The organism is Capnocytophaga canimorsus (assembly GCF_002302565.1).
Lineage (GTDB): Bacteria > Bacteroidota > Bacteroidia > Flavobacteriales > Flavobacteriaceae > Capnocytophaga > Capnocytophaga canimorsus.
Window position 1 is genome coordinate 1,584,972 of sequence record NZ_CP022382.1, and the last position, 21,218, is coordinate 1,606,189.

At 37.1% G+C, this 21,218-nt stretch carries 22 protein-coding genes; 12 read left to right on the forward strand and 10 right to left on the reverse strand.

The annotated features are described in order from the left end of the window. Nucleotides 1-2: 2 nt before the first annotated feature. From CGC47_RS06950 to CGC47_RS06985, 8 genes are all read right to left on the reverse strand, one after another. Complete coding sequence (locus CGC47_RS06950) at nucleotides 3-260, reverse strand: DUF7660 family protein (RefSeq protein WP_042000840.1); 258 nt, start codon at nucleotides 258-260, stop codon at nucleotides 3-5. Nucleotides 261-581: 321 nt separating this feature from the next. Then, on the reverse strand, nucleotides 582-1,751 hold the full coding sequence (locus tag CGC47_RS06955) for an efflux RND transporter periplasmic adaptor subunit (RefSeq protein WP_042000837.1): 1,170 nt from the start codon (nucleotides 1,749-1,751) through the stop codon (nucleotides 582-584). An 11-nt stretch (nucleotides 1,752-1,762) separates the two neighbouring features. Next, entirely contained in the window at nucleotides 1,763-2,596 is an 834-nt protein-coding gene (locus CGC47_RS06960; protein WP_042000882.1) for a BRO-N domain-containing protein, read from the reverse strand. A 16-nt stretch (nucleotides 2,597-2,612) separates the two neighbouring features. Beyond that, a complete protein-coding gene (locus CGC47_RS06965) occupies nucleotides 2,613-3,338 on the reverse strand; it encodes a nitroreductase family protein (protein WP_095900163.1) in 726 nt (241 codons plus the stop codon). 11 nt (nucleotides 3,339-3,349) lie between these two features. Further along, a complete protein-coding gene (locus CGC47_RS06970; protein ID WP_042000834.1) occupies nucleotides 3,350-3,847 on the reverse strand; it encodes a GNAT family N-acetyltransferase in 498 nt (165 codons plus the stop codon). Nucleotides 3,848-3,852: 5 nt separating this feature from the next. Continuing rightward, entirely contained in the window at nucleotides 3,853-4,848 is a 996-nt protein-coding gene (locus tag CGC47_RS06975; protein WP_095900164.1) for a PDDEXK nuclease domain-containing protein, read from the reverse strand. Between the two features lie 15 nt (nucleotides 4,849-4,863). Continuing rightward, nucleotides 4,864-6,204 carry a TolC family protein gene (locus CGC47_RS06980; RefSeq protein ID WP_042000828.1) on the reverse strand — a complete coding sequence of 447 codons (1,341 nt, stop codon included), beginning with the start codon at nucleotides 6,202-6,204 and terminating at the stop codon, nucleotides 4,864-4,866. A 41-nt stretch (nucleotides 6,205-6,245) separates the two neighbouring features. Further along, a complete protein-coding gene (locus CGC47_RS06985; RefSeq protein ID WP_095900165.1) occupies nucleotides 6,246-6,854 on the reverse strand; it encodes a TetR/AcrR family transcriptional regulator in 609 nt (202 codons plus the stop codon). Between the two features lie 143 nt (nucleotides 6,855-6,997). On the opposite strand from CGC47_RS06985, the gene CGC47_RS06990 reads away from it, so the two are divergent. The 9 genes from CGC47_RS06990 (at nucleotide 6,998) to CGC47_RS07030 (ending at nucleotide 15,478) form a co-directional block, all read left to right on the forward strand. Beyond that, nucleotides 6,998-8,212, forward strand: a complete 1,215-nt coding sequence (locus tag CGC47_RS06990; protein WP_042000825.1) for a Gfo/Idh/MocA family protein — start codon at nucleotides 6,998-7,000, stop codon at nucleotides 8,210-8,212. An 86-nt stretch (nucleotides 8,213-8,298) separates the two neighbouring features. Next, nucleotides 8,299-8,724 carry a hypothetical protein gene (locus CGC47_RS06995; protein WP_095900166.1) on the forward strand — a complete coding sequence of 142 codons (426 nt, stop codon included), beginning with the start codon at nucleotides 8,299-8,301 and terminating at the stop codon, nucleotides 8,722-8,724. 142 nt (nucleotides 8,725-8,866) lie between these two features. Further along, entirely contained in the window at nucleotides 8,867-10,162 is a 1,296-nt protein-coding gene (tyrS, locus tag CGC47_RS07000; protein WP_095900167.1) for a tyrosine--tRNA ligase, read from the forward strand. Between the two features lie 70 nt (nucleotides 10,163-10,232). Continuing rightward, on the forward strand, nucleotides 10,233-11,000 hold the full coding sequence (locus CGC47_RS07005; protein WP_042000819.1) for a DeoR/GlpR family DNA-binding transcription regulator: 768 nt from the start codon (nucleotides 10,233-10,235) through the stop codon (nucleotides 10,998-11,000). A 155-nt stretch (nucleotides 11,001-11,155) separates the two neighbouring features. Next, nucleotides 11,156-11,647, forward strand: coding sequence for a DUF4488 domain-containing protein (locus CGC47_RS07010; protein ID WP_013998472.1), 492 nt, complete (start codon nucleotides 11,156-11,158; stop codon nucleotides 11,645-11,647). A gap of 303 nt (nucleotides 11,648-11,950) precedes the next feature. After that, complete coding sequence (locus tag CGC47_RS07015) at nucleotides 11,951-12,361, forward strand: hypothetical protein (RefSeq protein WP_095900168.1); 411 nt, start codon at nucleotides 11,951-11,953, stop codon at nucleotides 12,359-12,361. Nucleotides 12,362-12,515: 154 nt separating this feature from the next. Next, the gene (locus tag CGC47_RS07020) at nucleotides 12,516-13,214 is read left to right on the forward strand and encodes a VIT1/CCC1 transporter family protein (protein WP_013998386.1); all 699 of its coding nucleotides are present in this window, start codon (nucleotides 12,516-12,518) and stop codon (nucleotides 13,212-13,214) included. A 172-nt stretch (nucleotides 13,215-13,386) separates the two neighbouring features. Continuing rightward, complete coding sequence (locus tag CGC47_RS07025) at nucleotides 13,387-14,292, forward strand: YitT family protein (protein ID WP_013998385.1); 906 nt, start codon at nucleotides 13,387-13,389, stop codon at nucleotides 14,290-14,292. A gap of 229 nt (nucleotides 14,293-14,521) precedes the next feature. Next, nucleotides 14,522-15,478 carry a calcium/sodium antiporter gene (locus CGC47_RS07030; protein ID WP_013998383.1) on the forward strand — a complete coding sequence of 319 codons (957 nt, stop codon included), beginning with the start codon at nucleotides 14,522-14,524 and terminating at the stop codon, nucleotides 15,476-15,478. 4 nt (nucleotides 15,479-15,482) lie between these two features. Here the strand turns inward: CGC47_RS07030 and CGC47_RS07035 are convergent, their stop codons facing one another. Continuing rightward, a complete protein-coding gene (locus CGC47_RS07035; RefSeq protein WP_042000813.1) occupies nucleotides 15,483-16,445 on the reverse strand; it encodes a YheT family hydrolase in 963 nt (320 codons plus the stop codon). Nucleotides 16,446-16,516: 71 nt separating this feature from the next. Further along, entirely contained in the window at nucleotides 16,517-17,917 is a 1,401-nt protein-coding gene (locus CGC47_RS07040) for a dipeptidase (protein ID WP_095900169.1), read from the reverse strand. Nucleotides 17,918-18,270: 353 nt separating this feature from the next. Between CGC47_RS07040 and CGC47_RS07045 the strand changes: the two genes are divergently transcribed. From CGC47_RS07045 to nadE, 3 genes are all read left to right on the forward strand, one after another. Next, nucleotides 18,271-19,245 (forward strand): glycoside hydrolase family 130 protein, encoded by a 975-nt coding sequence (locus CGC47_RS07045; RefSeq protein WP_041913703.1) that lies wholly within the window; start codon nucleotides 18,271-18,273, stop codon nucleotides 19,243-19,245. Nucleotides 19,246-19,311: 66 nt separating this feature from the next. Then, complete coding sequence (locus tag CGC47_RS07050; RefSeq protein ID WP_042000810.1) at nucleotides 19,312-20,358, forward strand: carbohydrate-binding family 9-like protein; 1,047 nt, start codon at nucleotides 19,312-19,314, stop codon at nucleotides 20,356-20,358. A 4-nt stretch (nucleotides 20,359-20,362) separates the two neighbouring features. After that, nucleotides 20,363-21,145 carry an NAD(+) synthase gene (gene nadE / locus CGC47_RS07055; protein ID WP_042000807.1) on the forward strand — a complete coding sequence of 261 codons (783 nt, stop codon included), beginning with the start codon at nucleotides 20,363-20,365 and terminating at the stop codon, nucleotides 21,143-21,145. The last annotated feature ends 73 nt before the right edge of the window (nucleotides 21,146-21,218 follow it).

Sequence of the window (21,218 nt, forward strand, 5' to 3'; positions counted from 1 at the left end):
AGCTATTCGTATAGCATTGCACCTTTAAAAATATCGGCAAAAACGCTCCAATTAGGAATATCTGCATCAATATGCTGATTGGTGTTGACGTAATACTGCTGAATATCTTCTGTATATCGGCTTAGAGCGTCCAAAAAATCAGGTAATGTGGTGTTTTCCCAATCCTGCGGATGATGTTCAAGATTATTTTTAAGCATTTCCAAAAACTTTGCGAAATCCTCACGGGTGTTTACTTCTATTTGATGAATATTTGAGTTCATATTCTAGATTTATTTTTAGAATCATCGTCACCAATTCTATTTTTACCTGATATAAATCGATTTTTGCCGCTCATCAATAAATTTTTACCAATAATAATTGAATATTTACTTGTCAGAAATGGATTTTTACCGGTCAGAATCCATTTCTTGTCGGTCGGAATCGATTTCCCGTTGGTCAGAATTCATTTCCTGTTGGTCAGAATCGATTTCTTGTCAGTCGGAATTCATTTCCTGTCGGTCAGAATCGATTTCTTGTTAGTCAGAATTGATTTCCTATCAGTAAAAATTCATTTCCTGTCGGACGAATCAAAAATCTGAACCTTACAAAGTCGAAACACGTTGTCCTTCTTGCACACTTCTCGCTCCTTCGCGAATAACCTTATCTCCTTTTTGAATTCCTGACAGAATTTCGGTAAATCCGTTTTGCGTTTTTCCGGTAGAAATCACAACACGCTCAGCAACATACTGATTTTCATTGTCTCCTTTTTTGGCAAGAAAAACATATTGTTCGCCTTGTGCATTTTCCGAAATGATATCCGTTGGCAGTAAGATAGCTTCTTTATTCTGATAATCATTTACTTGCAAACGAGCCGTCATATTAGGTTTGATAGCGTTATTTTTGTTAGGCAAACGGATTTCAACCTTAAATGAACGATTTGCAGGATTGATAAAATTGGAAACTTGGCTTATTTTGGTGTCGAGTTGTTCGCCCAAAACGGAAATATCCACTTTGGCTTGTGAACCTTTTTTCACGTTAGCGATGTACTGCTCAGGCACTTCCGATTCCAAATACATATCCGATAAGTTTACGAGTCGAAGTACGGGCATTCCAGGGGCAACCACCGTTCCCACGTCAGTTATCACATCGTCGATTACTCCCGAAAACGGAGCGTAAATATTGGCTTTGGCAACCTGTTTTTGCATTTGTTCCACAGCACTTTGTTGCGTTTCGTAAGCCGATTTGGCTTGTAAATATTGAATTTCCGACCCGATTTTATTCTCCCACAATCGCGATTGACGCTCAAAAGTAGTTTTTGCTAGTTCGGCTTGGATTTTCAGTTGAGCTAATTGTTGGGAAATTCCTCCATCTTGAATTGACGCCAAAAGTTGTCCCTTTTGCACGTTTTGTCCTTTTTGTACGTGTATTCTTTCCAAAACGCCTCCAAATTCCGCATTTAGGGTGATATTTTGAGTGGTTTTTATCGTTCCTTGCAACTCCAAAAAGTGGTTGAAAAGTGTATCTTTCACTTCCAAAAGCGATACCAACACCTGAGCCGACCCCTCTTCGGGGAATTTGCTGAGGGAAGCATCAAGGGAAGCGATTTGCGTTTCGAGTTCTTTTATTTTTGCAGAAATTTCATCTCTTTTCTGACGGATTTCCGTTTTTGAACCCTTCGCGATGACCTCTTCCACCGACGGATTTTTGGTTTTTCCGCACGATGCCAACAACACCAAAGCGGAAACAATAAGCTGAATGTTAATGTATTTCATTATATCTGATTTTATTTGTTGTTTGAATTATTTTTGTTTTGTAACATTTTTTTTGCACTTGCCGAAGAAACTACTTTTTTGCCTGTTCGGGCTTCAAGCTCTTCTCGAGCAACTTTGGCAACATTACCACCCTGCTGAGCCACAGCAATATTTTGCTCAAAGGTTTCGGGTTGTGTGACTTGTGAAATATCTTTGGTAGAGGCTTCGGCTAACATATTTAAAATAAGCTCCGTGTTAGTCATATTATCTCGCAAATTTTCTTTTTTCAATCCTTTAAGAACTTTGTATTCTTTGGTAGTTTTGCCTGACCAAGTTTTGGTAATAATATCGGTTAGGGTGGCGAATTGTTGTCCTTCTTTTACACCTCGTTTTTTCCACTCGTCGGTAAGTTCTTTACGAATTTCAATACTTTTTAGCCGTTGGTTAATCCAATTTTCGGAATACCCGAGTTGAAGATATTGTTGTAAAGCTCGGTCTATGGAAATTTCGGGGTCTTGCATTTCGTCCAAACGTTCGCTACCTACCTGAGCCAACCAAAGTTTAAAAGGTTCGGCTTTGGGTGAGGGTACGGATTGGATAAGTCTTAGCAATTGTTCAGTATCAGCAACATCGGTTTTGTAATATTTTCCGTCAGAAGAAAGCATTTTCAGTTGTCCGATTTTTTCGGACAACTCACTTCCCTCCTTTTTAAGTTTGGCTTTTAAGTCGCTCCAATACTTTCGAGGTCTGTCGGTTCCCGTTAAAACCTCAATCACATCAACGATGGAAAACCACCATTTTTCTTGTTGCTCGTCCCACTGCGAACGCACTTTTTTCTGTTCAAATATTTTTATGTTATTTTCCATTTTTTCTGCTGACTTTTTACACCTGATGATATATCTCTTCAAACGGAACACGGAATCTTTCGCCCCAAATGCCGCCATCTTTTCGGATGCCACAAGTGATAATCATATTGATTTCTGTATCGGAAGGAAGTTTCAACGCTTTTTTAACCAATTTGCTATCAAATCCTTCTAACGGACAGGTATCGTATTGTTTTTCTGCCATTGCTATCATAAAAGTTTGTACTGCCAATGCACAACTTTTATGCACTACGGTTCGTACTTCGGCTTCGGAAACTTGCCTTACTATCGGGCGAAATAGTCCAATGCTCAGCACCATTATTTTGCGAATCCAACCTAATAGCCCGAAACATCTGCGATATAAAAAAGGCATCAATTTGCCATAATAGGTTTCTCGGTCTTTTATTCTCTTGGCTTGTCTTTCCAAAGGGCTGTTGCGTTGTACATTGCCTTTTTCAAACTCCAAAATGGCTTTGGCTCTTTCTTTATATAAATCTTGCCGAGTGACGAAAACCACCATTTGCTGAGCCGTTTTTGCAGCACTTTGCGACAAACAGGCTTCGGTTAGTTTCGCCAAAACGGATTTGTCGGTAACGTGATAGGCTTCCCACAATTGCATATTGGAGCTTGTGGGAGCGAGCTGTGCCAATTCCAAACATTCGCGGACTTTTTCCGTTTCAATGGGTTGGGTTTCGTCATACAAACGCACGGCACGACGGTAGTTTAATATATCTTTTAGGTTCATAATTTTTGTAATTATGTTTTATTTTTGAATTTCAGCCTAAGAATTTCTCCGGGCAATCCGTCAAAATCCTTATATTCCTGATGTTCAAAATGATTGTTTATTAATATCTTCCTCGAAGGAATATTTTTAGGGTCGATAATAGCAAAAAGCTCTTCTATTTGCGGATGATTTTGAGCAAAATCAACCAAATATTTGGCGACTTTTCCTGCGACGCCCTTACCCCAAAATTCGGGTAAAATCATATAGCCTAATTCGGCTTCTTTGCTATCCGATGCTTCAATCTCTAATTTTGCAAATCCTACAAAAGATTGATTTTCACAATTTATAATTTTAAAAATTCCAAAATCGGGATGTATTTGGTTTTTCGTCAATTCCTTATCAAAGTCACTTTTCGCTTCCTCTAACGGAATAGCTCGTTCGGTAATCATCTCCATTACACGAATATCGCTAACCAATTGAAAGTAACACTCAAAATCAGTATCTTCAAATTTACTTAAAATAAAATTCATCGTTTTTACAACAATTTTTCCAATTCTCTTTCTAATTCTTTTTTTTCAGGAAGATATAATTGATATTTACTTACAAAAAGCTGATTGCTAATGTTTTCTGTTGCATATTCTACCAAAATATGATCTTTGTACGCTCCTAATACAATACCTATTGGCTGATTATCTCCCTCTACATTTTCTTCCTTTTGAAAATAATTTAGATATAAATTCATCTGTCCTATGTCTTGGTGATTTACCTCTCCTCTTTTCAAATCTATAAGCACAAAGCATTTTAAAATACGATGGTAAAATACCAAATCTACATAAAAATGATTTCCTGAAAGAGAAATTCTATATTGCCTTTTAACGAAAGTAAACCCTTTTCCTAATTCCATTAAGAAATCTTGTAAATTAGAAATCAATTTACCTTCTAATTCGCTTTCTAAATATTGATGTTGCATCGGCAGGTTCAAAAATTCCAAAACATAAGGGTCTTTCAGTATGTCTTGAGGTTTGTGTATTTCTTGTCCTTTTTCAGCCAATTCCAAAATGCCCTTTTTATCTTTACTCAATGCTAAGCGATGAAAAAGCATACTTTTCATTTGTCTTTTAAGTTCCCTTACACTCCAATTGTCTTTTTCTGCCTGAATGGTATAGAATTTAATCGCCAAAGGCTGTTCCGCTTTCAGAATTTCAAAATAATGAGACCAACTCAATTTGTGAGACAATGTCTCACTATTTGGGAAGTTTATATATAATTTTCTCATATAAAATAAGTTAGATCTACTAAATCCTTTCCCATACGCAGTGGTTAAGTCTTTTGATAATCGTTCTAAAAGTTCACTTCCATAAGTTGCTTTTTCTTTTCCTTTTTGTTCAAACTCCACAATATATCTACCTATCAACCAATAGGTATGTACCAAAATTGTATTAACAGAAGTAGCGGCTTGTTCTCTTCCTTTTTTAAGCAAGTTTCCTATTTCTGAAACTAAATTAGTATAATTTGTAGGTTCGATATTCATAATTTTTTCGTTTTCTTAATTAACCTGCAACGATTTTAAAACTTCTTTTTTATTTAACAGATTAACCATTGATTGCAGGAATTCTTGTTGAGCAGCATAGAGTTGCAATTGAGCTTGACGCAGGTCGAAACTCGTTGCCAAACCTTCGGTGTATTTGATTTGATTTTTGTTTTCGATTCGTTTTGCTAAATCCAAATTTTCACGCAAGGTTTGGTGTTCTTCTATGGCGAACTGCAAGTCGCTCAATGCTTTATCGTGTTGCATTTGCAATTGTTGTTTGGTTAGATTCAAATCGTTTTTTGACTTTTCTAATTCAATTTGAGAGCGTTGTACCTTACTTGAACGCATAAACGAACTGAAAATCGGGATTTCTAAACTTACACCAAAAAGAGCACTCCCGAACCATCTTTTGTTCGTGTCGAAAAATGAAAATTTGTCGTCGAACGCGTTGTATGTTCCGTTGAGGAACGCACTCAAACGAGGCAAAGATTGACTTTTTTCGAACTTCACCAACAATTCCTGCGAACGTACGCTATTGGAAGCAATTTTAAAATCAATATTCGATTCCAAATTGAAATTTGTTTCATTTTCAATGCTTTCGGTTATTGTTTGTGTTGTGAGTTGCTCCAAATTGTCTTTTAGTTGCACTTGGTCTTCCAAATTTAAACCCAAAGTGATGTTGAGCATTTTTTTGGAAAGTTCGTACAAACGCTTGGTGTTGTTTAAGTTATTGTTGATGTTCGCCAATGTAATTTGTAGCTGTTCCACATTTTCTTCTTCGCCCAATCCGTTTTCAAAAATAGCTTTGGTTTCGTTCAAATTTTTCTCCAAAACACGCTTGTTTTCTTCTAAAATTCGGATACTTTCTTCCGAAAGTAGCACATTGGCATAAGCATCAACAACGGTTTTTCGTAGTTCGATGTCGCTTTTCTGTTTAAAAAGTTCTGAAATTTGTAAATATACCTTAGCACTTTGTAAACCAACTAAATAAGAGCCATCGAAAATCAATTGCGAAAGCGTGGCAGAAGCATTTACGTTTTGCTTCGTTCCGAAAGTGGCTTCGGCAAATTCGCCTTTCTGTCCTCCGAAAAATTCCGCAGGAATAAGTGTAACTTGTTGTTTTAAAAAGTGTTGATAATCTACTTTTGCATTGATTTGAGGCAATCCTGTAGCGGTGGCTTCCCATTTCTTTTTTCGAGCAGCTTCAATGTCTGCTGCTGCATTTTTGGATTTTAAATTGTTTTCAATGGCAAAAGTAACGGCTTCTTCTAATGAAAATCGATATATTTGAGTTTCTTGCGAAAATCCTGACAATCCACAGAAAATCAGTAAAATAAAAATAAATTTATGATTCATTGTATTTATTATGAATTTTTTAATTGTATGATTTTTAGTTTTTAATTCTTTTTGTCTCTTCTTAAAATTTCTTCCAACGTGGTAACGCCTTTCGGGGTGGCGATGGCTCGAATGTGATATTCCAAATAACTTGCCGAGATGATGTTTTTATCATAATCCTTGAAAAAGAGCAAATCATTACCCGATTCAATCATAATGTGTAGGTACAATCGCATTGTGAAATCTAAGTTGATATCTTTTCGGTACATTCCCAATTCGATACCTCTTTTTAAGTTTTCCAGAATTAATCCGCCAACCTCTTCCAATTGTTTGTTTTTCATCTCCTTATAGATTTTCGGATAATACTTTTGTAGTTGTTTTTGAGGTGAATTATTTGTAATCACAGGCTGACACGAAAAGAAACGCTCCACCTCGTAAAGTTGCTTGATGGGATTCTGTTCATTGATTATAATTACTTTGATTTGTTCGTTGAGTTCCTTACTAACGGACATAACCACCGTTCGGACAAGGTCGGTTTTGTCCTTAAAGTGATTGTAAAGCGTTTTTTTGGAAACTCCCGCTTTTCGGGCGATATCGTCCATCGTAACGGATTTGATACCTAAATCAATCAGAAGGTCACGTGCTATTGTAATGAGTTGTTCTTTTGCCATCGTTTTGTTTTTCGGTACAAAAATAGCAAGGAAACTGAAAAAACCAAATTAGTTTCCTTTGTTTGGTAAAATTTTAACAAGAAAGCGTTTTTATTTCAAAAACATTGGGTATTTTCGTAGCTTTGTGTTTTTAACAAAATAAAATGCGTAAAAGTGTTTTTGATTTAAAAGTAGCTCCTATTCCTAATTTAACCGTTGGTTTCATTGGAATTGGTATCAGAGGAATAGAAGCTTTAAAAAGATATATGTTGCTTGATGTGAACATCGGTGGGGTTTGCGACCCTCATCAAGAGTACATCGACAAAGCCAAGCAAATTACCGAAAATTCCGAAAAAAAGCCTATTTTTTATTCGGAGGAAAACGGTTGGCAAAAACTTTGTCAGCTACCTGAAATAGATTTGATTTATATCTCTACTCCGTGGGAATGGCACACTGATATGGCCGTTTTTGCAATGCAATGCGGAAAACACGTCGCCATTGAAGTCCCTTTGGCAATGACCGTAGCCGATTGCCAAAAAATCGTACTCACTGCCGAACAAACCCAACGGCACTGTATGATGCTTGAAAATGCTTGTTATGACACCTTTGAAATGACCACCTTATCCCTCATCAAAAAAGGATTATTAGGCGAAATCGTACACGCTGAAGGGGCATATATCCACGATTTAAGAAAATTGAATTTCCTGCAAAATGAGCGAGACACCCTGCGAGGGCAATGGCGTATTAAATACAGCCAATGGTATAATGGAAATCCTTACCCAACACACGGTATTGGTCCTATTTGCCAAGCGATGAATATATTACGCACCGACCATCTGGTAAAATTAGTTTCAATGTCATCGGCAACCTTAGGAATGAAACACTACGCTGAAAATACCTTTGGAAAAAATTCGCAACAAGCTCAAATATCTTATACGATGGGCGATATGAACACCACTTTAATTCAAACTCAACTGGGTAAAACCATTGTACTTCAGCACGATGTAACGAGTCCACGCCCTTACTCAAGGCGATACCTAATTAGTGGTACTTGCGGATTTGTAGAAAAATATCCCGCCGAACAAATCACTTTCGACCCCAACGGAATGGAGCCTCTTTCCGCCGAAGCCACTCAAAAAATAATGGAAGAAAACAAACCGCTTCTAATAAAACAAACCGAAGATTTGTGTCAAAAATTACCCGAACAAAAACCTATGGACATCCGTATGGATTACCGATTGGTACATTGCCTAAAAAATGGACTTGCACTTGACCAAAACGTTTATGATGGCGCCTTATGGTCTGCCTTTGTGGAACTTACCCAAAAATCGGTTAGTGCAGGAAGTTTGCCAATACCCATTCCCAATTTTTTACCTTAATGATAATATTTTCTTAAAAAATTAGTTTCTTTGAGAAAGAAATAATACCTTTACCTCATTATTTTTAATTAGTAAAAATTTATCTTATGAAAAAATTGATTTTAAGCGCATTGGCAGCATCAGTGTTGGTGGTTTCTTGTAAAAATACCACCGAAAAAGCAGCAAAAGAACTTGAAAATGCTATGGACAAGGTAGAGAAAAAAGCAGAGCAGGCTACAAATGAAGTAAAAAAGACTGCTGAAAATTTGGTTGATGACGCAAAAAAAGCAGTTTCATCTGTTGAGGTTCCTAAATTTAAAAGCCCCGAAGTACAAAAATTTGCCGATGAATACGCCAACTATTACAAAGAAGTATCAGAAGCGGTAAAATCAGGAAGTGCTGAAAAGGTACAACAACTTCAAACTAAAGCTACAGAATGGGCAACCAAGTCACAAGAGTATCTTTCTAAAATGACAGCCGAAGATGCTAAAACGTGGAGTGAATGGGTTACAAAATTGACACAAAACCAGTAAACATCAGCTCAATAACCATATTTGTATAATTGTTTATGAAACTGCCTTCAAAAAACGGAGGCAGTTTTTTGTATCTTTATGCGGATTGATTTAATAAATCACAGCATATTTTTATCTTTGCATAAAACTTTATTTTAGAATAATGAAAAACTTCATACAAGAATTACAATGGCGTGGAATGATTCAGGATATAATGCCTGAAACGGAAGAACATCTTTTAGAGAGCGTACGCTCGGCGTATGTGGGAATTGACCCAACGGCGGATTCGCTCCACATTGGGCATTTGGTGGGGGTGATGATGCTCAAGCATTTTCAGAATTGTGGGCATAGACCTTATGCACTCGTGGGCGGTGCTACGGGAATGGTGGGCGACCCATCAGGAAAATCGGCGGAGAGAAACCTTTTGACCAACGAGGTTTTAGAGCATAACATCGCTGGAATCAAAAAACAACTCTCAAAATTCCTTGATTTTGAAAGTAAAGCCGAAAACAGAGCTATTTTGGTCAACAATTACGATTGGATGAAAGATTTTTCATTCTTAAATTTCATTCGTGATATTGGGAAGCACATCACCGTGAATTATATGATGGCAAAAGATTCGGTAAAAAAACGCTTTGACCCTACTGAAAATACAGAGGGAATGTCTTTTACCGAGTTTTCGTATCAATTGTTGCAAGGCTACGATTTCTTGCATCTGTACCGCGAAAATGGATTGACTTTGCAAATGGGCGGTTCTGACCAATGGGGAAATATCACCACAGGAACCGAACTGATTAGAAGAATTGCAGGTGGAAAAGCCTATGCAATGACTTGTCCGCTCATTACCAAGGCCGATGGAACAAAATTTGGCAAATCCGAAGGAGGAAATATTTGGCTCGACCCTGAAAAAACCTCGCCGTACAAGTTTTACCAATATTGGCTCAATACCTCTGATGCAGATGCTGAAAAGTATATCAAAATCTTTACGATGCTTACGCAAGAAGAGGTTGCCCAACTGACAAAACAACATCAAGAAGCACCGCATTTGCGAATTTTACAGAAAAAATTAGCCGAAGAAATCACCGTAATGGTACATTCTCGTGAGGATTATGACAACGCCGTAAAGGCTTCAGAAATTCTGTTTGGAAATTCTACTTCCGAAGATTTAAAAGTCCTTGACAGCAAAATGTTTTTAGATGTCTTCGAAGGCGTTCCTCAAGCCGAAATATCTTTATCAGACATTGAAAACGGATTAGATATGATTGCGGCACTTTCTGCTAAAACTGACTTTATCAAAACGAATTCGGAAGCACGTCGGGCTCTGAAAGAAAATTCCATTTCAGTAAATAAAGAAAAAGTTGGGGAAGATTACCTTATCACAAGCAAAAACCTCATAAACAACAAGTTTGTTCTATTACAGCGCGGAAAGAAAAACTATTTCGTAATTGTTGTAAAATAATTTTTAAAAGGCAATCCGCTTGGATTGTCTTTTTTTGATATTCAAAATTTTATCACTAAACAAAACAGCTATGAAAATTCTTAACGAAAGGCAACAAAAAATATTAGAACGGCTCGAAACCAAAAAATACATCTCTGTAAATGAACTTGGTGAATCTCTTAATGTTTCACTGGTTACCATTCGTAAGGATTTGACCATTTTGGAAGAAGCTGGATATCTCTATCGTACGCACGGCGGAGCTAGTAAACAAGCTCGATACGCCTTTGAACAAGACGTTTTTGAAAAAGAGAGCATACACGTAGAGGAAAAAATGAAAATTGCCACAAAGGCTATGGAATTCATTCACGAAAGTGATTTTATCATCATTTCGTCAGGAACCACAATGCACTTTTTGGCACGAATGCTTAATCATTATGAGGATTTGACCATATTAACTCCTTCAATGCGTGTAGCCTTAGAGCTTTGTAAACAGAAAAACATAAATATTGTACACTTAGGCGGAGAAGTACGTAAAAGTTCAACCTCAACTATGGGAGTGTTAGCCGAAGAAACCTTGCACAATTTTTCGTGTAATACGCTTTTTTTAAGTGTAGAAGGCATTGATTTAGAACAAGGTATAAGCACTACAAATGCAGGAGAAGCACACCTAAACAAAATGATGATGAATCGTGCCGACAAAACCATCGTACTTGCCGATGCCTCGAAAATGCACAAAATAGGCTTTGGTATCATTTCCGACATCGAAAAAATTGATATGCTTATTACCGATAGTAAAGCCGACCGCTCCTTTTTAGAAGCCCTTGAAAGCAAAGGTGTTGAGGTGGTCATCGTCAGTTAATCATATTTTAAAAAATATGAAAATTTGTTTTTTTGAATAAATGTTACTCTTACTGATTGATTATAAGGAGGATAAAATTTTAAAATAACTCTTTTTGAAAAAAGTAGATATTTTTTTAACTTTGGAACTTAAAATCAAAAATTAACTAAACTTTTATGAAAACACGATTATTTATTCTTTTCTTGACGCTATTTGCATTTAATGGGGTTGCACAAAACAAAAATATCAAAAAACACCTTGTTGAATCGGAGTCTGTTGTTGGGGTATGGCAATTGGTCGGAGAGCTCAGAATGGGAGAAGAGGTAAAATTCATTCCGCTACCAAATATGAAAATCTACAATGAAGATGGTACTTTTTTCTTAGTGAGAATGTTTGAAAAAAGTAGCTTTTTTGCCATAACATTGTATGGTAATTATGAAATCTCAGAAGATGGAATGATTAAGGAATACATAAAAGGAACCGTACTTAGTGACCCAACAATGGTAGAAACCGTTTCTGAATTAAAATACCAATTGGAAGATGAAAACAATACACTTTCTATTAGTTATAAATTGCAAAAATCAGACAAGTGGGTTTCTGAAAAGTGGGCTCGTGTGCTATCAAAAATAAATTTAAATAAAGGAAATATACGTAAAGAAGGTATATAAATAACTGCATTACCAAATTATTAAAGAGGCTAACTTTATCCTTTTAGGGAGCCTCTTTTCTATTTTCCGATAGTACATCTTTAGGATTCAAGACACCGACATCCCGAAGATTGACCTCATTGAAAAAGCCAAACAAAAACTAATGCAAGATTATCCGAATATTGCGTTTGAAATTTAGATGAAAAGGCTTTACCAACGGCACTGCCTATCTATAGTGATAACTCCGCAAGACCTTCAAGTTTTAAAATTACAGAAGTAATTGATGGAGTAATAAATAAAAGGACAATTATAAATTAATTGAATATGAATACGATAGAAAAACACTTAACAGAGTTATGTAAAAAAGCCATTGGGGAAGTATCCTCTGAGTATTGGGAAAATATTTCCATAAATATCACTGCTATACGAAAATTTGTAGAAGTGAAGGCGTTTTATGAAGAGAAAGGAAATTTTATTTCTTTTGGTTCTGATGTGGCTTTTGAAGCATTAAAATTAAGAGAAGAAATGTACAAACTTTCACCTGAAAAAGGAGCTTGGTTTTCGGCATTTCTCACAATTGAAAGTAATGGACAATTTCATACGCATTTTGAATATGACGAGAAACCAAAGTTTGATATTGAACCCAGTAAAGAAAAATACATTGATGATTTAAAAACTTTTCCACGAGAGGAGCATTTAATTCCGCAGTGGCTCAAAGATATTATCAATTCTTAAACTTTAAAACACTCAAAATTAGAGCGTTTTCTTTATTTTTAGAAAAAAATATCAAACATAGCCAATCCTATTATTAAAGAACCTCTTTTTATTTTCCGATTATTTGCATTATCGATGTTGATATTTATATTTGTGTCTCGGTAAAAAAACAATAATGAAACAAGAAGATTATTTAGCTAAGCATTACATACACCGCAGTAATTGGTTACGTGCTGCTGTTTTGGGCGCTAATGATGGTATCATTTCCATAGCCAGTTTAGCCATTGGCGTTGCAGCAGCCAGTACCACTCGTGAACCTATTGTTTTGGCCTCTGTAGCAGGACTTGTAGCAGGAGCACTTTCTATGGCAGCAGGCGAATACGTCTCGGTAAGTTCTCAAACCGATATTGAAAAAGCAGATATTGAACGAGAACGACAAGAACTTGAGGATATGCCCGAAACCGAATTGCATCGTTTGGCAGAAATCTATGAAACTCGCGGACTAAAAAAGGAAACGGCACTATTGGTCGCACGAGAACTCACCGAGCACGATGCCTTAGGGGCACACGTTAGGGACGAATTAGGCATCAACGAAATCAATCAAGCCAATCCCACACAAGCAGCATTAGCTTCAGGAGCTTCCTTTTTGGTGGGAGGTGCACTTCCGCTATTGGTTACTTTTTTATTCCCGATGAACTATATGTATTATGCACTTTACGGATTTACCATTTTATTCCTTTCCTTAATGGGAGCTGTTGCAGCAAAAGCAGGTGGGTCAAGTGTATTTAAGGCCATCTATCGAGTTACTTTTTGGGGAACTATGGCTATGGGAATAAGTGCTTTAGTTGGGTATTGGTTTGGAGTTAGCGTGTAATTAAAAATAAAGAATCCAAGAGGACAAGAACACGAGCAACAAGGAAACATAAAGGCCTAAAATTTTGAAACTTCAAATTTGGAACTTGAAAAAATATTTCTCAAAATAGATTTATGTATCAAAAAATAGAAATAATTTTGCCATCGCATTTGCAAATTTTCATTTTAAAGTTATGATTAAAAAAAGTAAAACCGTGACCTATTTAAAATCTTTTTACATCAAAGATTTTTTTACCATCATTGCAGGATTAGCACTCTTTACCATTGGCGTTACCGGATTTATTCTTCCTAATAAAATTGTTACCGGAGGGCTTTCGGGAGTAGCAATCATCATTAAATATGTAAGTGATTTTGAGGTTTGGAAAACCAATTTGATTGCCAATGCTTTTTTACTAATTATAGCCTATAAAGCTATCAGTAAAGAGTTCGTTTTTCGTGCTTTATTCGGTATCGGTATGCTCTCATTGATGTTTATGTTTGGTGAGAACTATTTACAGCCTTATTTTACTGAGAATCCTTGGGTTAGCGATAGTTTCTTATCGGTATTGGTGGGCGGTGTTTTCGCTGGGACAGGACTTGGGTTGGTCTATTCAGCAAACGGAAGTACTGGAGGTGCTGACATCATTGGTTTTTTAGTAACCAAATACTATCGCATTAGCCTGGCCCGAATTATGCTTATCGTTGATGTATTGGTGGTAATTTCTTCTTATTTTATTTTAGAAAAAACGGAAGATTCTTTAGAAAAAACCATTTTAGGACTAGTTCTATTACCCTTAATGTGGCAAATGGTAGAAATGGTAATGAACGGAGCGCGACAATCAGTGCAACTATTCATATTTTCAAAGCATTATGAAACCATAGCTACTCATATCAATACCGAAATCAATCGCGGATGTACAGTAGTTGATGGTATGGGTTGGTATTCAAAAACTCCTCAAAAAGTAATCATCGTCATTGCCCGACGCACTGAAGCCACCGCTATTTTCCGTTTGGTGGGAAGTATTGACCCTGAGGCTTTTGTAACCAAAGCTAACGTTAGTGGCGTTTATGGTAAAGGCTTTGACCGATTGCACAAATAAGTACAATCAAACAAAAAAACAAAGATTTTTTGTTACACTACCACCTGAAGTATTGTTATTCTAAATATTGGTTAAATAATTGAATTTCATTGAATTAAAACAAATTCTACAAAAATTTGTTTTATCTTAAATATTTTTAAAAATCTATTTTTCAGTATATTAAATAATATTATCTTGGTTTTTTATTTTTTTATTACTTTCGCCCCGTTGTAATAAAAACAGATAAAGAATGATTGTACCTATTTCATTGGTTATTTTAGGGTTCGTGGCTCTTATTGTAGGAGCCAACTATATGGTAAGTGGTTCGGCAGCACTAGCAAAAAAGCATAATATTCCAGATATTGTTATTGGGCTTACCATTGTAGCTTTAGGAACTTCTGCTCCAGAACTCATTGTGAGTATTTTAGCGGCACTTCGTGGTTCTTCCGATATTGCTTTAGGTAATGTTGTAGGAAGCAATAATATTAACCTTTTTATTATTTTAGGCGCCTCGGGTGTCATTTTCCCGATGTACGTACAACGCGGAACGGCTTGGCGTGAAATCCCTATTTCTTTCTTAGTTGCTGTACTTTTGCTTCTATTGGGCAATGGTTTCTTTTTATTCACTGATGGAGAAATTTCACGTTGGGATTCAGGTTTCTTGCTTTTGTGTTTTATAGCCTTTATGATTTACATATTTCGGCAAACCAAAAATCAGGAAGAAGTTGCTGAAGAAATTCCCCAAAAAACCTTTTCTAACTTAGGCATTTGGGTACGAATTTTAGGTGGTTTAGCCGGTTTGGTTATCGGCGGAAAATTAGTGGTGGATAACAGCGTAGAAATTGCTACCGTTTTGGGGTTGAGTGAGAAAATCATTGGACTTACTGTAGTGGCTTTAGGAACCTCCTTGCCCGAATTGGCTACCTCTATCGCTGCTGCTTGGAAAAAAAATAGTGATATTGCTATTGGCAATGTGGTAGGATCTAATATTTTCAATTTGTTACTGATTTTGTCGGTAAGCGGATTGATACAGCCAATGACCTACAATGATTCTTTCAATACCGATTTATATATTTTATTGGGCGGAACAGCCTTCCTATTTCTGTCAATGTTCATTGGGCGTAAATACCAAATTGGGCGTTTACAAGCGCTCATTCTGTTACTGTTTTATTTAGGTTATACCGCCTATATGATACAGAACGCTTAAAGACTCATTTACAAAAGTTTTTAGCAAACTCAAGGGCTCTTTTTTCGGTATAAAAAATATTTTTATTATCATAAAAAGCAACGTGTCCGCCGTATTTTGGAGTTTCCAAAAATACGGCGGAACTCTTTTGTGCTATTGCATACGGATAACAATTTTCAGATAAAAAGCTGTCGTTTTGGGCATTTATTAGTAGCGTTGGGGTACTAATCTGTTCAAGTACAAATAGTGAACTACATTGAGCGTAATAATGGTCAGCATTTTTAAATCCGTGTGCCTTTGAAGTGTATATTTCATCAAAATCACGAAGCGTTTTTATACCCTTGAGGACTGAAACCTCCATTTGGTTAGGGAATTTTTTCCGTTTTTGAAAAGCCTTCTTTTTAAGCCCTATAAGGAAATTTTCGGCATAAAGCCAATTCCGCCAATGCAGTAATCTTTCAGAACATCCTGCCAAATCACAAGGTGTTGAAACGGCAACAAAAGCCTTTATTTGTGTAGGAAGTTGCTTTGTACTTCCGGCATAAAGCAAACTGATATTTCCTCCCATACTAAATCCTTTAATCACAATTTCAGAATAGCCCTTTTCAATAACATACTGAATAACAAAGGATAAATCTTGTATTTTTCCAGAATGATAGGTAGAAAAAAGGCGATTATCTTCACCACTACAACCCCTGAAATTCATAGCGCAAGCGTCAAATCCGTTTTGATTAAACATTTTTGCCGCGCCTAAAATATAGGGTCGTTGGGCAGAGCCTTCCAATCCGTGAAGCAAAATCACACAACGCAGACTTTTTTCACCAGCGTAACTCCAATCAACATCTAAAAAATCACCATCAATAAGTTCCAATCGTTCACGAAACTGCTTTATGTTACTAACCCTTCGAAATTTCCCCGAATAAATGGTAGCAACGTCCATATTTCGAAAACAATACGAAGGACGATACAAACTCTCTACAATAGGCATAACTTTGTTTTTAAATATCAAAAAAAGATATAAAACAAAGGCAACCCTTTTAAGATTGCCTTTGTTTACAGCTATTTATTTTCTTCGGAAAACATTTCTGTAAAATACTGATAAAACCAAGGAATGGTTTCAATTCCTTTAAGGAAATTAAATAACCCAAAATGCTCGTTAGGCGAGTGAATGGCATCGCTATCCAACCCAAAGCCCATCAAAATGGATTTACTTTTCAATTCCTTTTCAAAAAGTGCCACAATGGGGATGCTTCCTCCCGAGCGTACAGGCACTGGCTTTTTGCCAAAAGTTTGTTCGTAAGCCTTGGCACACGCCTGATAGCCCACAGTATTGGTAGGAGTCACATAACCCTGACCGCCGTGATGGGGTTTAACCACCACGCGAACCCCTTCGGGAACTATACTTTCGAAATGATTTTTAAACAGTTGTGTGATTTCTTCCCAGTCTTGGTTGGGTACAAGGCGCATTGAAATTTTAGCAAAAGCCTTACTCGGGATAACCGTTTTGGCTCCTTCGCCCGTATAACCACCCCAAATTCCGTTTACATCAAGGGTAGGACGAATGGAATTACGTTCATTGGTTACGTATCCGCTTTCTCCATAAACGGCATCAATATCTAAAGCCTTTTTGTAAGCCTCTAAAGAGAAAGGAGCCTTTGCCATTTCTTGGCGCTCTTGCTCGGAAAGTTCTTCTACTTTGTCATAAAATCCAGGAATGGTAATATGATTGTTTTCGTCGTGTAATGAGGCTATCATTTTGGAAAGCACATTGATAGGATTAGCTACCGCTCCTCCGTAAAGCCCTGAATGCAAATCACGATTGGCTCCAGTTACCTCAACCTCAACATAGCTCAATCCGCGTAGCCCAGTGGTTATGGAAGGAACTTCTTTTGAAATCATTCCCGTGTCGGATATCAAAATGATGTCGTTACGGAGTTTTTCTTGATTGTGCTGTACGAACCAACCCAAACTCTCGGAACCGACTTCCTCCTCTCCTTCAATCATAAATTTGACATTACAAGGCAGAGCATTGTTTTTGGTCATATACTCCAACGCCTTTACGTGCATAAACATTTGTCCTTTATCATCACAAGCACCTCGGGCAAAAATAGCTCCTTCAGGGTGAATTTCAGTCTTGCGGATAACAGGCTCGAAAGGGTCAGATGTCCAAAGTTCAATAGGGTCAGCAGGTTGTACATCGTAATGTCCATAGACCAAAACGGTAGGAAGTTTAGGGTCAATAATTTTTTCGCCATAAACGATAGGATAACCAGGGGTTTGACAAATTTCTACCCGATCACAACCTGCCTTTTCAAGAGCTTCTTTTACCGCCTCAGCCGTGTTAATCACATCTTGCGAGTGTGCCGAATCAGCACTTACAGAAGGGATTTTAAGCAAGTCAATAAGCTCATTTACAAATCTTTCTTTGTGCTTGTCAATATATTCTTTTACCGAATGCATAATGTTTTTTTTATATATTCTTCAAAGGTAGTAAAAAAATTGTAATAAAACACAGTTAATGTATTTTATGTAGGTCAAAGCCACGAAGTGATCAACCTTAATTCGTTTATTTGAACCATTTTTTTGACCTTGAAGGTTAATAAAAAACATAAATTTTCTGTAAATTGAGTTTGAAACCACATCTAAATGTAGAAAAAAGATGTTTGTATGTGGTTTGAATTATAATGCTATAAAAATAGTATTTCGTGCCTTTGACCTAGTGTTTGGCTTAAAGCAAAAAAATCCTCATATTTTTTTCGTACTTTTGCTTCGTTTGATGCTTAAAAATAATTTTAAAAAATACATATTTCAGTATGACAAACCAGTTCAAAATGCCTTGGCAAGAGCGTCCTGAAGGATGCAAAGATGTTATGTGGCGATACAGCCAAAATCCAATCATTGGGCGATATCACATCCCAACTTCCAATAGTATTTTTAATAGTGCTGTAGTTCCTTTTGGAGACGGATTTGCAGGAGTTTTCCGTTGTGATAACAAAGCGGTACAAATGAATATTTTTGCAGGTTTCAGTAAAGACGGAATCAATTGGGAAATCAATCACGAACCCATTGTAATGAAAGCAGGAAATACACAAATGATTGATTCTGATTACAAATACGACCCTCGCGTTACGTGGATTGAAGACCGCTATTGGGTTACTTGGTGTAATGGCTATCACGGACCTACCATCGGGATTGCCTACACATACGATTTTAAGGAATTTTTCCAATGCGAAAATGCGTTTTTGCCTTTCAACCGAAATGGAGTACTGTTCCCAGAAAAAATCGACGGGAAATACGCAATGCTTTCACGACCAAGTGATAATGGACATACACCATTCGGAGATATATATATCAGCTACAGCCCTGATATGAAATATTGGGGTGAACATCGTTGTGTTATGAAAGTAACTCCGTTTGAAGATAGTGCTTGGCAGTGTTTAAAAATCGGTGCTGGTGCAGTGCCTATACTTACCGATGAAGGTTGGTTGATGTTTTATCACGGAGTAATCAGAACGGCTAACGGATATCGCTACTCAATGGGAGCTGCTATTTTGGATAAAAACGACCCAAGTAAGGTTAAATATCGTACACAGCCTTATCTATTGGCTCCTGCTGAAATTTACGAATTAACAGGCGATGTACCGAATGTTGTATTTCCTTGTGCAGCGTTGCATTCTATTGAAGAGGATAAAGTAGCTGTTTACTACGGAGCTGCCGATACGGTAGTTGGTGTAGCTTTCGGTCGTATTTCGGAAATTATTGAATTTACTAAAAACAATAGTTTGTAAAACGCTTTGAGCAGAGGATAAAGTTCTTTTTCAGAATTTTATCCTCTCTTTTTTTAACATAATCCTATGAAAAAGATACTATTTCTGCTTTTTATTACACATTGGGCTTGGGGACAAGTAGCTCCGCAACCCAAGTCGTACATTGCTTACCATACCCAAGAGCCGATTACCATTGATGGTAAAGACATTGAAAGAGTATGGCAATTAGTTCAATTCACCGATGAGTTCATCGACATTGAAGGCAATAAAACCCCAAAATACAAAACACAAGTAAAAATGTTATATGACGATACACACTTTTACTTCTTCGCAAAAATGGAAGACCCACACCTTTGGGCAACCCTCAAAGAACGTGATACGGTCATCTTCCACAACAACGATTTTGAAATTTTCTTAGACCCCGATAACGATTCACACAACTATTACGAATTTGAAATCAATGCCTTAAACACCGTTTGGGATTTGTTCTTAACCAAACCCTATCGGGAAAATAACAAAGTATTAGATGGCTGGGATATCAACGGATTACGCTCTGCCATACACACCGAAGGAACTCTAAACAATCCGAACGATACCGACCATTATTGGAGTGTTGAAGTAGCTATTCCGTGGGCAGCAATGCGTGAGGCACATATGCAGAATAACCTCCCTACGGGCAAATTCTGGCGTGTGAACTTCTCTCGTGTTCATTGGGATTTCGACCTAAAAAACGGAAAATATTACCGAAAAAAAGACCGAAACGGAAAACTCTTACCCGAATACAATTGGGTATGGTCGCCACAATGGAAAATCAGTATGCACGAACCTGAATTGTGGGGATATGTTTTCTTCTCCGAAAAGCAGGTAGGAACTGAAGATCATTTTGAAATTCCGAAAGACGAAGCCCTAAAACGTTATCTTTATAGCCTCTATCATACAAAGAAAGCGAAAAACAATGCGAATTTTCAAAAAGCGTTAAAGCAAGGAATCGTTGTGTGGGATGAGAAAATACGCCCCAAATTTAGTCAAACACCAACACGCTGGGAAATTTCGATAAAAAGCCCTTTCAGTCATCAACTTTTAGTCATCACCGAAGAGGGTAAATTGAATACTTTTACAACGGATAAAAAATAGCATTATGAATACGGAAAAAGTAGCAAAACACATTGTTAAGTGGCTGAAATATTATGCTGAAAATGCCCGTGTTAAAGGGCTGGTTATCGGCATTTCAGGCGGGGTGGATTCCGCAGTGGTTTCCACGCTTTGTGCTGAAACCGGTCTGCCTACACTTTGTCTTGAACTTCCTATACATCAGGCTGAAAGTCACGTATCAAGAGCTAAGCAGCACATCGATTTTTTGAAGAAAAACTACACCAATGTTTCCAGCCTTGAAGTAGATTTGACTCCCGTTTTTGACCAATTTGTAGCCCAAATTCCACCGACGGACAAATCGTCTTACGAAATGGCTTTGGCAAATACCCGAGCAAGACTAAGAATGACTACACTTTACTACTTTGCTGGATTAGAAGGATATATTGTTGTAGGGACAGGGAATAAGATAGAAGATTTTGGCGTTGGCTTTTTTACCAAATATGGCGATGGAGGCGTAGATGTTAGCCCGATTGCCGATTTAATGAAGAGTGAAGTTTATCTTTTAGGAAAATATTTGAACATTCCGAAATCAATTCTTCAAGCAAAACCTTCCGATGGGCTTTTTGGCGATGACAGAAGCGACGAAGACCAACTCAAAGCCTCGTATGATGAGCTGGAATGGGCAATGCTGCAAGATGAGAAAGGCAAAACTGCCGATGATTTTTCAGGACGTGAGAAAGAAGTCTTTCAGATTTACAAGCGCCTAAATCGTGCAAACCAACACAAAATGAATCCAATACCTATTTGTGAATTGAAAGATATTAAATAAACATTTCATAAATAATCAAAAGAGGCTATCCGAAAAATCTTCCGATAGCCTCTTTTTTATAACCAAAAACATA